This is a genomic window from Paenibacillus sp. FSL R5-0470 (assembly GCF_037975205.1).
Taxonomy (GTDB): Bacteria; Bacillota; Bacilli; order Paenibacillales; family Paenibacillaceae; genus Paenibacillus_AQ.
Genome location: NZ_CP150238.1, coordinates 6,154,679 through 6,167,971, shown reverse-complemented (window position 1 = coordinate 6,167,971; position 13,293 = coordinate 6,154,679). Strand labels below are relative to the sequence as shown.

Annotated in this window: 19 protein-coding genes; 18 read left to right on the top strand and 1 reads right to left on the bottom strand. The window is 45.1% G+C overall.

Translation table 11 applies throughout. The annotated features are described in order from the left end of the window. Positions 1–24: 24 nt before the first annotated feature. From rplO to MKY99_RS27355, 18 genes are all read left to right on the top strand, one after another. Complete coding sequence (rplO, locus tag MKY99_RS27440) at positions 25–465, top strand: 50S ribosomal protein L15 (protein ID WP_036680569.1); 441 nt, start codon at positions 25–27, stop codon at positions 463–465. Next, positions 465–1,763, top strand: a complete 1,299-nt coding sequence (secY, locus tag MKY99_RS27435) for a preprotein translocase subunit SecY (protein ID WP_042131218.1) — start codon at positions 465–467, stop codon at positions 1,761–1,763. Before rplO ends, secY begins: the two co-directional genes overlap by 1 nt. Positions 1,764–1,859: 96 nt before the next feature. Beyond that, positions 1,860–2,504 (top strand): adenylate kinase, encoded by a 645-nt coding sequence (locus MKY99_RS27430; protein WP_042131217.1) that lies wholly within the window; start codon positions 1,860–1,862, stop codon positions 2,502–2,504. A gap of 4 nt (positions 2,505–2,508) precedes the next feature. Next, positions 2,509–3,261 carry a type I methionyl aminopeptidase gene (gene map, locus MKY99_RS27425; RefSeq protein ID WP_042192159.1) on the top strand — a complete coding sequence of 251 codons (753 nt, stop codon included), beginning with the start codon at positions 2,509–2,511 and terminating at the stop codon, positions 3,259–3,261. 11 nt (positions 3,262–3,272) lie between these two features. Continuing rightward, positions 3,273–3,581, top strand: coding sequence for a KOW domain-containing RNA-binding protein (locus MKY99_RS27420; RefSeq protein ID WP_339243631.1), 309 nt, complete (start codon positions 3,273–3,275; stop codon positions 3,579–3,581). A gap of 2 nt (positions 3,582–3,583) precedes the next feature. Continuing rightward, positions 3,584–3,799, top strand: coding sequence for a translation initiation factor IF-1 (infA, locus tag MKY99_RS27415; RefSeq protein ID WP_036652996.1), 216 nt, complete (start codon positions 3,584–3,586; stop codon positions 3,797–3,799). 53 nt (positions 3,800–3,852) lie between these two features. Continuing rightward, a complete protein-coding gene (gene rpmJ / locus MKY99_RS27410; RefSeq protein ID WP_003322638.1) occupies positions 3,853–3,966 on the top strand; it encodes a 50S ribosomal protein L36 in 114 nt (37 codons plus the stop codon). 19 nt (positions 3,967–3,985) lie between these two features. After that, positions 3,986–4,354, top strand: coding sequence for a 30S ribosomal protein S13 (gene rpsM, locus MKY99_RS27405; RefSeq protein ID WP_036680583.1), 369 nt, complete (start codon positions 3,986–3,988; stop codon positions 4,352–4,354). Positions 4,355–4,373: 19 nt separating this feature from the next. Further along, on the top strand, positions 4,374–4,769 hold the full coding sequence (gene rpsK / locus MKY99_RS27400) for a 30S ribosomal protein S11 (RefSeq protein WP_019908251.1): 396 nt from the start codon (positions 4,374–4,376) through the stop codon (positions 4,767–4,769). A gap of 130 nt (positions 4,770–4,899) precedes the next feature. Beyond that, entirely contained in the window at positions 4,900–5,844 is a 945-nt protein-coding gene (locus MKY99_RS27395; protein WP_036680585.1) for a DNA-directed RNA polymerase subunit alpha, read from the top strand. 33 nt (positions 5,845–5,877) lie between these two features. Continuing rightward, complete coding sequence (gene rplQ, locus MKY99_RS27390; RefSeq protein ID WP_019908254.1) at positions 5,878–6,243, top strand: 50S ribosomal protein L17; 366 nt, start codon at positions 5,878–5,880, stop codon at positions 6,241–6,243. Positions 6,244–6,543: 300 nt separating this feature from the next. Next, positions 6,544–7,338, top strand: a complete 795-nt coding sequence (gene truA / locus MKY99_RS27385) for a tRNA pseudouridine(38-40) synthase TruA (protein WP_339267413.1) — start codon at positions 6,544–6,546, stop codon at positions 7,336–7,338. A gap of 217 nt (positions 7,339–7,555) precedes the next feature. Further along, a complete protein-coding gene (rplM, locus tag MKY99_RS27380) occupies positions 7,556–7,993 on the top strand; it encodes a 50S ribosomal protein L13 (RefSeq protein ID WP_036680589.1) in 438 nt (145 codons plus the stop codon). A 20-nt stretch (positions 7,994–8,013) separates the two neighbouring features. After that, positions 8,014–8,406: a 30S ribosomal protein S9 gene (rpsI, locus tag MKY99_RS27375; RefSeq protein WP_025706574.1), complete on the top strand. Its 393-nt coding sequence runs from the start codon at positions 8,014–8,016 to the stop codon at positions 8,404–8,406. Positions 8,407–8,641: 235 nt separating this feature from the next. After that, positions 8,642–9,334 carry a phosphoadenylyl-sulfate reductase gene (locus MKY99_RS27370; protein ID WP_042192155.1) on the top strand — a complete coding sequence of 231 codons (693 nt, stop codon included), beginning with the start codon at positions 8,642–8,644 and terminating at the stop codon, positions 9,332–9,334. Between the two features lie 37 nt (positions 9,335–9,371). Continuing rightward, positions 9,372–10,541 carry a sulfate adenylyltransferase gene (gene sat / locus MKY99_RS27365; RefSeq protein ID WP_339267412.1) on the top strand — a complete coding sequence of 390 codons (1,170 nt, stop codon included), beginning with the start codon at positions 9,372–9,374 and terminating at the stop codon, positions 10,539–10,541. 78 nt (positions 10,542–10,619) lie between these two features. Next, positions 10,620–11,360, top strand: coding sequence for an N-acetylmuramoyl-L-alanine amidase CwlD (gene cwlD, locus MKY99_RS27360; protein WP_076286844.1), 741 nt, complete (start codon positions 10,620–10,622; stop codon positions 11,358–11,360). A gap of 89 nt (positions 11,361–11,449) precedes the next feature. After that, positions 11,450–12,550, top strand: coding sequence for an Mrp/NBP35 family ATP-binding protein (locus MKY99_RS27355; protein ID WP_339267410.1), 1,101 nt, complete (start codon positions 11,450–11,452; stop codon positions 12,548–12,550). 58 nt (positions 12,551–12,608) lie between these two features. Here the strand turns inward: MKY99_RS27355 and gerD are convergent, their stop codons facing one another. Beyond that, positions 12,609–13,280 (bottom strand): spore germination lipoprotein GerD, encoded by a 672-nt coding sequence (gene gerD, locus MKY99_RS27350; protein ID WP_042192146.1) that lies wholly within the window; start codon positions 13,278–13,280, stop codon positions 12,609–12,611. Positions 13,281–13,293: the final 13 nt, after the last annotated feature.

The window sequence follows — 13,293 nt, the reverse complement described above, 5'->3', positions numbered from 1 at the left end:
AACAAACATAAGGAGGTGCAAACGATGAAGTTACATGAACTTGCTCCAGCTCCTGGTTCCCGCAAAGAACGCAATCGCGTTGGTCGTGGACCAAGTAGCGGAAATGGTAAAACTTCCGGTCGCGGTCACAAAGGTCAAAACTCACGTTCTGGCGGTGGTGTTCGTCCGGGCTTCGAGGGTGGACAAAATCCGCTCTATCGTCGTCTGCCTAAACGTGGTTTTGTCAATCCTACCCGTAAAGAGTATGCGATTGTGAACCTTGAAGATCTGAATAGCTTTGCAGAAGGAACAGAAGTGACTCCACAGTTGTTGCTTGAAACTGGTGTTGTCAAGAATTCCAAAAGCGGCATTAAGATCCTCGGCAATGGTGAGTTAACCGTTAAATTGACTGTACAAGCAAATAAGTTCTCTCAATCTGCGGTAGAGAAAATCGAGGCTGCCGGCGGTAAAACCGAGGTGATCTAATGTTCAAGACGCTTAAGAATATCTGGCATGTGGAAGATTTGCGCAAAAAGATCCTGTTTACCTTGTTCATTCTGATTATCTACCGTATCGGTTCGTTTGTACCGGTTCCTGGTGTGAACAAAGATGTACTGGAAACAGCAAATCAAAGCGGTGACGCTTTGATGGGACTTTTGAACACCTTCTCGGGCGGAGCGCTCAAAAACTTCTCGATATTTGCGATCAGTATTTATCCGTACATTACAGCATCCATCATCGTGCAATTGCTGTCGATGGATGTTGTTCCTAAGTTTGCTGAATGGGCTAAACAAGGGGAGCACGGTAAAAAACAACTAGCGCAAATCACTCGTTATGGTACTGTGATTTTGGCCCTGATCCAAGGTTTTGCTACGTCGATAGGGTTTAACCGGATTTATGGAACTCAAATGATGCCGAATGCGACATTTGCTGACTACTTACTGGTTGCCATTATCTTGACGGCTGGTACTTCTTTCCTGATGTGGCTTGGTGAACAGATTACCGAAAAGGGAATCGGGAACGGGATTTCGATCCTGATTTTTGCGGGAATCGTCGCCGCCATCCCGGGATATATCACGAGTACGGCTAACTCAAGCTTTATTCAGCCGGATCAAGTGTTCCTGAATATTCTTAAAGTCGTTATTGTGCTGATTGTGATTGTAGCGATTATTACAGCAGTTATCTTCGTACAGCAAGGTATTCGGAAGATTCCTGTTCAATACGCTAAACGCGTAGTCGGCAACAAAATGTACGGTGGACAGAATACGCACATTCCGCTGAAAATTAATGCGGCTGGTGTAATTCCGGTTATCTTCGCCGTATCACTGCTTCAGTTCCCAGTTGTTCTCTCCAGTTTCTGGTCAACACATGCCTGGGCTCAATGGATTGCCAAGTATTTGGCAACTGATGCACCACTTGGTATGCTTCTGTATGTAGTGATGATCATCGGGTTCACGTTCTTCTATACGTTCGTGCAGATGAATCCTCAGCAGATGGCTGATAACATGAAGAAGAATGGTGGTTACATTCCAGGTATCCGTCCTGGTAAAGCTACTGAGAAATATTTGACTAGAGTAATGTCTCGTCTGACTATGTCCGGCGCATTGTTCCTGGCTTTGATCTCTGTATTGCCGATGTTCTTCGGTGCTTTATCTGGATTGCCTAAAGAAGTTCGAATTGGTGGTACTTCACTGCTAATCGTAATCGGTGTGGCATTGGATACTATGAAGCAGATCGAGAGCCAATTGATCAAACGCCATTACAAAGGCTTCATCAATAAATAGGCGATAGGTTCCGGTGAAGCGTAATTTTTTATTCTTCCCGGCACCTATTGTGCTGTTTCTTGCTTGGTGGCGAACTTTTGGGGGGAGAGAGAAATCGTGAACATTTTATTCATGGGCCCTCCTGGGGCAGGCAAGGGAACACAAGCGGCTGAGATCATAAAAGAGTTTGGCATTCCGCATATTTCGACAGGAGATGCTTTCCGTTTGGCAATCAAACAAGAGACTCCAGTCGGATTGAAGGCTAAATCATTTATTGATCAAGGTTTGCTTGTACCAGATGATGTGACCATTGGGATAGTTGAAGAACGGCTGCAGCAGTCCGATTGCGAAAAAGGATTTCTATTGGATGGTTTTCCAAGAACTCTTTCGCAAGCGGAAGCGCTGGATGAAATTCTAAGCCGTTTGAATACTTCTTTGGATCATGTCATCAACTTGAATGTTGACCGTGGACTGTTGATGGCGCGTCTTACTGGACGTCGTATCTGCACAGTTTGCGGAGCATCCTACCATTTAATCTTCAACCCGCCGAAGCAAGATGGCATTTGCGACATTGATGGCGGTGAATTGTATCAACGTCCGGATGACAACGAAGAAAGTGTAGGCAAGCGTCTGGATGAGTATGATAATAAGACAGCGCCGCTGCTTGCGTTTTATGATAATAAAGGTCTTTTGCGTCAGGTAAATGGGGAAAACGAAATCAATGTCGTTTCTTCTGAAATCGTATCTTTATTGCGGGGTTAATGTAATGATCATTTGTAAATCCGAACAGGAACTTGCCTTTATGAGGGAAGCTGGTCGAATTGTTGCCGAGAGTCACCGTCTTATTGCTGAGGCCATTGAGCCTGGCATTACAACGGGCGATCTCGACAGAATCGCCGATCAATACATTCGCAGTCAAGGTGCTGTGCCGTCTTTCAAAGGCTACAACGGTTTTCCTGCCAGCATTTGCGCTTCAGTCAACGAACAATTAGTGCATGGATTTCCAGGTAAACGCAAACTGATCGAAGGCGATATTGTAACGCTGGATATCGGTGCAGAGTACCGCGGTTATCACGGTGATTCCGCCTGGACCTACGGTGTGGGCAGCATTTCCGAAGAGGCTCAGCGTTTGCTGGACGTTACGGAAGGCTCCTTGTACGCGGGACTGGCGTTAGTTAAGCCGGATGTGCGCTTGTTTACAATCTCCCATGCTATCCAGCAATATATCGAAGAGGCTGGTTTCTCAGTCGTACGTGAGTATGTTGGTCATGGTATTGGGGCAAAACTGCATGAAGAACCGCAAATTCCGAATTATGGCATTGCGGACCGCGGACCACGTCTGAAACCGGGTATGGTACTCGCGATTGAGCCGATGGTAAACGTAGGAAAGAGACATGTCAGAACGCTGGAAGATAACTGGACTGTCGTTACGGTGGATGGCTCCCTATGTGCTCACTTTGAGCATACAGTAGCAGTTACTCCGGACGGCATGGAAATTTTCACAAAACTGAATGCGTAGGTGATCTCCACTTGAATACTGTGAGCAGCCCGCAGGTTGGTCAATTAGTGAGAATTCTCAAAGGCAAAGATGCCGGAGAGGCAGCCGTTGTTATCGCAGTTGTTGATAGCAGATTTGTATACATTGCAGATGGAGACAAACGTAAGTTTGATGGGCCAAAGAAGAAGAATATTCTTCATCTTGAGCTCATACCCTTCATCAGCAGTGAGGTTGTGAACAGTTTGGAAGAAACTGGGCGGGTAACAAACGGAAAGCTGCGTTACGCAGTGACGAAGTATGCTGGCCCAACCGGAATAAGTGCTTATGAGAAAGGAGACTAACTGTGGCTAAGGAAGATGTCATTGAAGTAGAAGGTACTGTCCTTGAACCGTTGCCAAATGCAACGTTTAAGGTTGAGCTTGAGAACGGTCATCAAATACTTGCCCATGTATCCGGTAAATTGCGGATGCACTTTATCCGTATTTTGACCGGAGACAAAGTGGTCGTGCAGTTATCGCCTTATGATTTATCAAAAGGTCGTATAACTTACCGTAAATAGATGGGAACTACGAAAAAAGTTTTGCTTCGCAAAACTTTGAGGAGGTAATTAACATGAAGGTAAGACCTTCTGTAAAGCCCATTTGCGAGAAATGTAAAGTAATCCGCCGCAAAGGGACTGTTATGGTGATTTGCGAAAATCCGAAACACAAACAAAAACAAGGTTAAGAAGGGGGTGTAGCGTAAAATGGCTCGTATAGCTGGAGTGGATTTGCCACGTGACAAACGCGTTGAGATCGCCTTGACTTATATTTTCGGAATCGGTAAAACGACTTCTCAGAAAATTCTTAATGAAACAGGCATTAGCGCTAATACACGTGTCCGTGATTTGACGGAAGATGAAGTCAGCAAACTGCGTGAAACGATCGACAAAACGGTTAAGGTTGAAGGTGACCTGCGTCGTGAAATTTCCTTGAATATTAAACGTCTTACTGAGATCGGCTGTTACCGCGGTGTTCGTCACCGTCGTGGATTGCCTGTTCGCGGTCAACGTACTAAAACCAATGCCCGTACCCGGAAAGGCCCGCGTCGTACGGTAGCAAACAAGAAGAAATAATAAGGGGGGATAAGAGACAATGGCTAAACCGAAAAAAGTCGTACGTACCAAACGTCGCGACCGTAAAAATATCGAATCCGGCGTGGCACATATTCGTTCCACGTTCAATAACACCATCGTTACCATCACAGATCCTCACGGAAATGCAATTTCCTGGGCAAGCTCCGGCGGCCAAGGATTTAAAGGTTCCCGTAAGTCGACTCCATTCGCAGCGCAAATGGCAGCTGAATCAGCAGCTAAAGCAGCTATGGAGCACGGCATGAAGTCGGTTGAGGTTATGGTTAAAGGACCGGGCGCGGGCCGCGAAGCAGCCATCCGTTCCCTTCAAGCTGCAGGGCTTGAAGTTAACCTTATTAAAGACGTAACTCCGGTTCCTCACAATGGATGCCGTCCGCCGAAACGTCGTCGCGTATAGTGAAATCAGTATTGTAAATGTGGTATAATTCTGACACATCTGCTAATAATAGGTGTTTAGGCATACTACATGATGCACCTGATGGGGTGACAGTTTCATATAGGAGCGACGTTGAAGGAGGGGTAAACTCGTGATAGAAATCGAAAAGCCGAAGATTGAGACCGTAGAAGCTAATGATGAAGGTACCTATGGGAAATTCGTAGTTGAACCGTTGGAACGTGGGTATGGCACGACTCTGGGGAATTCACTTCGCCGGATATTGCTTTCTTCGCTTCCAGGAGCCGCAGTGACTTCGGTCCAAATTGACGGCGTTCTGCATGAGTTCTCGACCGTTCCAGGCGTAATGGAAGATGTGACGGAGATCATTCTGAACCTTAAAGCCTTGTCCCTGAAGATTCATTCAGACGAGGAAAAAGTGTTTGAGATTGATGCCGAAGGGGAAGGCATCGTTACCGCAGGTGATATCCGTGCGGACAGCGATGTTGAGATCCTCAACCCGGATCTTCACATTGCAACGCTGGGACCTGGTGCGAGACTTCACATGCGTATTTTTGCAGGCCGTGGTCGCGGCTACGTCCAAGCGGACCGGAACAAACGCGACGATCAGCCAATTGGCGTTATCCCGGTTGACTCCATCTACACTCCTATTTCACGCGTTAACTACGGCATAGACAATACACGTGTTGGTCAAGTGACCAACTACGACAAATTGACGCTTGAAATTTGGACAGATGGCAGTATTAGACCGGAAGAGGCTGTAAGCCTCGGAGCCAAAATTTTGAACGAGCACCTCGTATTGTTCGTAGGTCTTACGGACGAAGCGAAAGACGCCGAAATTATGGTTGAAAAAGAAGAAGACAAAAAAGAAAAAGTGCTAGAGATGACAATCGAAGAGCTTGATCTTTCTGTCCGCTCCTACAACTGCCTCAAACGTGCTGGTATTAATACCGTACAAGAGCTTACCACGAAGACTGAAGAAGATATGATGAAGGTGCGTAACCTTGGTCGTAAATCTTTGGAAGAAGTTCAGGAGAAGCTTGAGGAACTTGGTTTGGGACTCCGTACAGAAGAATAGCTACAGATTGCTACAGTAAAGGAGGGAAAACACATGGCATACCAAAAATTGGGCCGTGATTCCAGTGCGCGTAAAGCGTTATTTCGCGACATGGTAACGGATCTATTTTTATACGAGCGCATCCAAACAACGGAAGCTAAAGCGAAAGAAGTTCGTTCTATCGCTGAAAAGTTGATCACTAAAGCTAAAAAAGGCGATCTTCATGCTCGTCGTCAAGTAGCTGCATTTGTTCGCCGCGAGACTGTTGATGGTGAACAAGATGCAATTCAAAAATTGTTCTCTGACATTGCTCCTCGTTACACAGAGCGTCCAGGTGGATACACTCGTATCCTGAAACTCGGACCTCGTCGTGGGGACGCTGCGCCTATGGTTTATCTTGAATTGGTAGACCGCGCGTAGTATCACAAGTATTGATTTCCGATGCTTCCCTTTCATCCGGCCCTCTTTGGAGTAAAGATGGGGGAAATATCAGCGTTATTGTGCTGCAGAGGCGCAAGACTCTGCTGTACTAATAACCGTGGGAATCACCTTGGTTCAATTGAAGGAGCTCCCGCAGGGGCTCTTTTTTTTGAAGTAATGGAGTGAAGTGTTAATGGATGCCGTCCTTCTGGGGACGGCAAAGCCATTTCTTCCTCTTGAATAAGATCAGACAGTGCTTCGATCGACGTTTCTGCTGAACGGTTTAAAAAGGAGAACGGAATGCGTAATCTATTGATGAAGGTCAATTATGACGGAACAAATTATGATGGCTTTCAGACCCAGCCTCAGGGCAATACGATTCAAGATCGGCTGGAGCAAGCGATACTCCATCTGACAGGTGAGGAGCTTAAGATTACTGCTTCTGGTCGCACAGATGCCGGAGTACACGCCTACGGTCAGCCTTTTAACTTTACGACCTCCTCTCGAATCCCACTTGAACGTTGGTGTCTGGCGCTTAATGCCCGGCTGCCACAAGATATCGTGGTTACTGAGGCTAGGGAAGTACCGCTAACGTTTCACTCTCGTAGAGGAGCTAAGCGTAAAACTTACCGATACACGATTAACGGCAACAGGTTTCCAGACCCGTTTCAACGGCGCTGGCAGCTTCATCATCCGGTGAGGTTGGACATTCCTGCGATGCAGCAAGGCTTAACGCATATTTTAGGGACACATGACTTCACTTCGTTTGCTTCACGGAGGTCTACTAAGGCCTCTCATGTACGAACGATCTTTGAAGCTCATATGGAAGTAGACCGCAGCATGTGCCGACCCTCTTCATTAGATCAGGGAGTGATCCAAACTTATATAACGGGTAGTGGATTTCTTCAGCATATGGTTCGCATTATTATGGGGACTTTGATCCATGTGGGGGAAGGTAAAATAGATGCTGATCATGTTGCTGAGATATTGGCGGCATGTGATCGTTCTGCTGCTGGTCCAACAGCTATGGGCAAGGGGTTGGCTTTGTGGAGTGTAGAATATGACGAGACTGAAAGTGAATCTTTTTTTCTATAAATTTCTTCCTGAATAATAGGCTGAATGTTTAAAAATCACTTGCACTTGTTATGTTTATACTGTAATATAAAAGTTGTGTTTTCTTGATGGCTATCCCACAGCCCCGATCAAGGAAATGCCAAAAAAATGCTTTGCTTAACTCACATAATTGTAATTCAATGAGAAACAAGATATACGAAACAGAAGATTTTCGTACGAGAACAAGGAGGAAACATTCATGCGTACCACCTATATGGCGAAGCCGAACGAAGTTGAACGCAATTGGCACATTATTGATGCCGAAGGCAAGACACTCGGTCGTTTGGCCAGCGAAGCCGCTGCTTTGATCCGTGGCAAACACAAACCGCAATTCACTCCACACGTTGATACAGGAGATTTCGTTATCGTAATCAACGCTGAGAAGATTCACTTGACCGGTAAGAAATTGCAAAACAAGAAATACTACCGTCACTCGATGCACCCAGGTGGCTTGAAAGTTACTAATGCTGAAACTTTGCTGAATACTAAACCAGAACGCGTAATTGAATTCGCTGTTCATGGTATGATTCCTAAGACTCGTCAAGGGGACCACATGAAGCTGAGATTGAAAGTATATGCAGGCGCCGAGCATCCACATGCAGCACAAAAACCTGAAGTTTACGAACTTCGCGGATAAGAATAGAGGAGGACAGTTTCATGGCACAAGTACAATACTATGGGACAGGTCGTCGTAAACATTCGGTAGCACGTGTTCGCCTTGTACCGGGTGAAGGACGCATTGTCATTAACAAACGTGAGATGGACGAATATTTCGGTGTGGAAACACTGAAAATGATCGTAAAACAACCTTTGAACCTGACTGAAACACTAGGCAATTACGATGTAATCGTTCTTGCACATGGTGGCGGCATTTCCGGTCAAGCTGGAGCAATTCGTCACGGTATCTCCCGTGCATTGCTTAAAGTTGACCCTGAATATCGCGGTGCGCTTAAGAAAGCGGGCTTCCTGACTCGTGACCCACGTATGAAGGAACGTAAGAAATACGGCTTGAAGGCTGCACGTCGTGCGCCTCAGTTCTCGAAACGTTAATATTTATCAAGAATTCAACCCTTGGCCTTTACGGTCGAGGGTTTTATTTTTTTTAGGGACCCCTTTCGAACAAGAAATGGGCTTTTTTTGCATTCACTTACTAATTCTGAGGGTTGAAACTCATTGACTTCCTCAGTAAAAGTTATATACTATTTCATATAGAAATAGTTGGTTTTATTACTTCTTTTACCTCATTTATTCATACGATTAATATTTTGGATGGAGGAATACCTTAATGAACCTGCTCGAGAAAGAAGATTTGATCAGAATAAAGGCCGAAGAATTAGAGAGTGCTTCACCCGAGGATATTATCCGCTGGGCTGTAGAAACATTTCCTAACATTACTTTTGCCTGCAGCTTTGGTGCCGAAGATGTAGTGCTTGTTGATATGCTTCACAAAGTTAGTCCATCTACTGATGTCTTTTATCTCGATACAGATTATCATTTTAAGGAAACCTACGAAACCAGAGATTTGATGGCAGACAAATACGGATTAGAGTTTGTACGAGTGTCTCCGCAACTCACCACGCAGGAGCAAGCACTTCAATACGGTGATGCGCTATGGACGGTTGACCCAAATCAATGCTGTGGTATTCGTAAAGTTGAACCATTGACTCGTATATTATCTCAATATGAGGCATGGATTACTGGAATTCGTCGCGATCAAGCGCCTACCCGTGCAAATGCTAAAAAGGTAGAGTATGATTATAAATTTGGTTTAGTGAAGTTTAATCCTATTGCGGATTGGACGTCAGAAGATGTATGGAACTATATTCGTGAAAATGACGTAATCTATAACCCTCTACATGACCGTAACTATCCAAGTATTGGCTGTGAGCAATGTACACGTCAGGTTATGCCAGGTGAAGATCCGCGTGCTGGCCGTTGGTCTGGATCAGAGAAGACAGAGTGCGGATTGCACAAGTAAGACATATTCCTGTGGGAACATAGAAGGAGAGACTAAGATGACTTCAATACGTCCGCATGGCGGAGCTTTGGTTAACCGTGTAGTAGAGGGTACTGAAAGAGAAGAATTGCTAAATCTCGCACGTGACAGCAAGGCGATTGCCTTGAATACCTGGACTTTATCTGATTTGGATCTTATAGCTGTAGGTGCATTTTCGCCATTAACTGGCTTTTTAAATGAGCAAGACTATCATTCAGTAGTAAAAAGCATGCGTTTAGCAGATGGAACAGTGTGGAGCATTCCAATAACACTGGCTGTAGAAGATGATGTGGCTGCCAGTTTATCAATTGGGGATAAAGTTTCTTTAATCGGTGAAGACGATGGCGAGATTTACGGTTTATTGGATATTGAGAGTATTTATACTGTAGATCAAACGATTGAAGCACAAAATGTCTTCAAGACAACAGATCCTGAACATCCTGGTGTGAGTAAGCTGTTGGCTCGTCCTGCAACTTATGTTGGAGGGCCGATTACAGTCTTGAACCGCCCACAGCCAGAGAAGTTCGGTGAATTTTATTTTGATCCTGCGGATACGCGGAAGATATTTGCTGAAAAGGGCTGGAGAACGGTTGTAGGCTTCCAAACACGCAATCCGGTCCACCGAGCTCACGAGTACATTCAAAAGTGCGCTATGGAGGTTGTAGACGCTCTATTCCTAAATCCACTTGTTGGTGAGACGAAGTCAGATGATGTACCGGCAAATGTACGGATGAAGAGCTATCTGGCGCTTTTGGAGAACTATTATCCTGAGGATCGTACCTTCCTTGGTGTTTTTCCGGCGGCAATGCGTTATGCAGGCCCTAGAGAAGCAATTTTCCATGCAATGGTTCGCAAAAATTACGGCTGTACCCATTTCATCGTCGGTCGTGACCATGCTGGGGTAGGTGATTATTATGGCACTTATGAAGCACAGGAAATTTTCTCGAATTTTAGTGCTGAAGAACTTGATATTACTCCATTATTTTTTGAACATAGCTTCTTCTGTAAAAAATGCGGGAATATGGCATCCAGTAAAACTTGCCCTCATCCTAGTGATGATCACATGACATTGTCGGGTACGAAGGTACGTGCTTTGCTCCGTGATGGCCAATGTCCTCCGCCAGAATTTACACGGCCTGAGGTTGCGCAGATTCTGATTGAAGGTATGACTCAAGAAGTCACAGCTTAATCATTAACAGCTAGTACTATTTGACCTTCTTGTCCCATATAGATGAGTATTATCTATCGGGACGAGGGGGTCTTTGTTATGTCTGGCCGAAAGCAGAGTAAAGTCTCGGTCTGGATTTCATGGAGCAGTATCAAAAAAAGTATGCTTGGCGTGATACTGCTAGCTATAATGATCGGAATTATCGCGTATGACATGCCTACCGCTAAAACACTAAATTATTGGAGTCTGCCCTTGTCAGGAAAAGTTATTGCTCTCGATGCGGGGCATGGTGGAGCTGATGGAGGAGCGGTTAGCCGGGAAGGGCTAATTGAGAAAGATATTAATCTCGCGGTATCGCTTTATTTGCGTGATTATCTGCAGCAGGCAGGGGCTATTGTAGTAATGACTCGTGAAGGTGATTATGATTTGGCTCAGGAAGGTACTAAGGGCTATTCTAAGCGTAAGACAGAAGATCTTAAACAAAGAGTAAGAAGTATCGAAGAAAAAGGCGCAGACCTTTTTATAAGCGTTCACATGAACAGTGTCCCTTCCAATCGTTGGAGTGGAGCACAGACCTTTTACTACCCCAATCACAAGGATAATAAAGCTATAGCGGAGTTTGTGCAGAGTGAGCTGAAGACTACGCTGGAGAATACGGATCGTGTGGCAAAGACAGTGAATACTGTATATCTGTTAAAAGCATTGAAAATACCAGCCGTGCTTGTTGAAGTCGGCTTCTTGTCACACCCCCAGGAATCAGCTCTACTCGGAAATGATGTCTATCAGCGGAAGGTAGCGACTAGCATTTATCGGGGAATTCTTCGGTACGCCTCCGAGTAGTCAGGACTACTCATCGGGAGACTGGTAATGCTATAATAGACAAAAACTCCGGAGAAATCTCAACCGGAAAGGAAACAGAGGTGCTTTCCATGCTGACTAAGGAACAAATTCAGGAAATACTGCAGCCATTAACAGACTCTGAAACTGGAAAAAGCCTTGTGGAACTACAGCTGATTCGTGACATTATGATTAAAGAAGACCGTATTTCTTTATCTATCGTATGTTTGAATCCTGAAGAGCAAAGTCGCATGGATCTAGAACAACAGGTTCGTGAATTGCTTGAAGCGGGTGGGGTTTCTAATGTACATATCCGGCTTCGTGATGCAACCGATTATGAACGTGCTATACTTCGCGGAGAGAGCGTAGAGGATTTCGATGAACCTGGGAAACTTAAAGGACATGCAGCAGGCCTTGATGACCATGAATTAATTAGCGAGAGCTCTGGCGTGAACTTTATCGCCGTGGCCAGCGGCAAAGGTGGAGTTGGTAAGTCAACCGTAACGGTGAATTTGGCCGTAGCCCTTGCAAGAAAAGGGAAAAAAGTTGGTCTTATCGATGCTGATATTTATGGTTTCAGTATTCCCGATATGATGGGGATCGAAGAGGGACCAGTTGTAGAAGAGGGAACGATTATTCCTGTGGAACGTTTTGGAGTGAAGGTCATGTCTATGGGCTTCTTTATTCGTGAGAATAGTCCAGTTATTTGGCGGGGACCTATGCTGGGTAAAATGCTTCGCCAGTTCTTCAATGATGTTGGTTGGGGTGAACTTGATTATATGCTGCTTGATCTTCCCCCAGGTACTGGTGATGTGGCACTTGACGTGCATCAGATGCTACCTCACAGCAAAGAGATTATAGTTACGACACCTCACGCTACCGCAGCGTTTGTGGCGGCTAGAGCGGGCTCTATGGCTCTACAGACAGATCATGAGATTATTGGAGTCATTGAGAATATGGCTTATTATGAGTGCACTGACTGTGGTAAGAAAGATTATATCTTTGGCAGAGGCGGAGGAGCGAGGCTTGCCGAGACGCTTCATACGGAGCTGCTTGCACAAATACCGCTAGGTGCACCGGACAACCATATTTCCGAACCGGATTTCTCACCTTCTGTATACAAAGAAGAGACACCATCAGGACAATTATTTGCAGAAATTGCTGATAAACTTATTGCCAAATATGAGCACTAACTCTTGTGCATAAAAAAGAGGCCTTCCCACACGTATTAGTGGGATAAGGCCTTTTTTTTTAAGAACTTGAATCATCGCCGCTGCCGCCGCCACTGCTTTCCTGTTTGTCGCCACCTTCGCTACCCTTTTCTTTTTTCTCTTTTGGTTCAAGTTCTTCTTGTACGACTTTTTTAAGTAAATTCAATACTTCCATACGAAATAATGGAGTTTGCATGGATTCCTGCATGGTCTTCATGGATTGTTTACGGTAATCAGGTGTTTTAGTGAGATTTAAAAACATTGTCATCATTTCTGGAGACTTCATAATTTCTTCGACTGATTTCTGATAAGTGGGATCCTTAATTAGCTGTAGGTGTAGTTCCTTGCTTTGTGATTGAATGGCTTTAGCAAAATCGCCTGCGAATTTGGGATCAGTCATTATCTTCTCGATTTCCTTCTGATATTCCGGTGCAGTGAGAGTATTTTTAACAGCGAGCTTGATCTCCTCTGTTGTTTGAAGTGGCATCATCTTCATGCTCATTCCACTGGTACCGCTAGAGCTGGAGCTTGATAATGATTCCTCAACCGCTTTTTTACCCTCATCGCTTTTCAATATATCTAAAACCATGGTCTTCGTTTCTTTATAACTGCCTTGTCCGGAAGAAGAACTGCTCTGCTCACTTCCGCAAGCCGTTAAGGCCATAACAAAGCTCAATGCCAAACCCACAGATCCGATAAATCTCCATTTCATTGGCGCTGCCCTC

What these genes read in the sequence shown, in the direction of transcription:
- gerD (WP_042192146.1), bottom strand. Translation starts at nt 13,280, where the DNA reads ATGAAATGGAGATTTATCGGATCTGTGGGTTTGGCATTGAGCTTTGTT.
- truA (WP_339267413.1), top strand. Translation starts at nt 6,544, where the DNA reads ATGCGTAATCTATTGATGAAGGTCAATTATGACGGAACAAATTATGAT.
- rpsM (WP_036680583.1), top strand. Translation starts at nt 3,986, where the DNA reads ATGGCTCGTATAGCTGGAGTGGATTTGCCACGTGACAAACGCGTTGAG.
- rpsK (WP_019908251.1), top strand. Translation starts at nt 4,374, where the DNA reads ATGGCTAAACCGAAAAAAGTCGTACGTACCAAACGTCGCGACCGTAAA.
- MKY99_RS27355 (WP_339267410.1), top strand. Translation starts at nt 11,450, where the DNA reads ATGCTGACTAAGGAACAAATTCAGGAAATACTGCAGCCATTAACAGAC.
- MKY99_RS27370 (WP_042192155.1), top strand. Translation starts at nt 8,642, where the DNA reads ATGAACCTGCTCGAGAAAGAAGATTTGATCAGAATAAAGGCCGAAGAA.
- rpsI (WP_025706574.1), top strand. Translation starts at nt 8,014, where the DNA reads ATGGCACAAGTACAATACTATGGGACAGGTCGTCGTAAACATTCGGTA.
- cwlD (WP_076286844.1), top strand. Translation starts at nt 10,620, where the DNA reads ATGTCTGGCCGAAAGCAGAGTAAAGTCTCGGTCTGGATTTCATGGAGC.
- rpmJ (WP_003322638.1), top strand. Translation starts at nt 3,853, where the DNA reads ATGAAGGTAAGACCTTCTGTAAAGCCCATTTGCGAGAAATGTAAAGTA.
- sat (WP_339267412.1), top strand. Translation starts at nt 9,372, where the DNA reads ATGACTTCAATACGTCCGCATGGCGGAGCTTTGGTTAACCGTGTAGTA.
- rplM (WP_036680589.1), top strand. Translation starts at nt 7,556, where the DNA reads ATGCGTACCACCTATATGGCGAAGCCGAACGAAGTTGAACGCAATTGG.
- rplO (WP_036680569.1), top strand. Translation starts at nt 25, where the DNA reads ATGAAGTTACATGAACTTGCTCCAGCTCCTGGTTCCCGCAAAGAACGC.
- rplQ (WP_019908254.1), top strand. Translation starts at nt 5,878, where the DNA reads ATGGCATACCAAAAATTGGGCCGTGATTCCAGTGCGCGTAAAGCGTTA.
- secY (WP_042131218.1), top strand. Translation starts at nt 465, where the DNA reads ATGTTCAAGACGCTTAAGAATATCTGGCATGTGGAAGATTTGCGCAAA.
- map (WP_042192159.1), top strand. Translation starts at nt 2,509, where the DNA reads ATGATCATTTGTAAATCCGAACAGGAACTTGCCTTTATGAGGGAAGCT.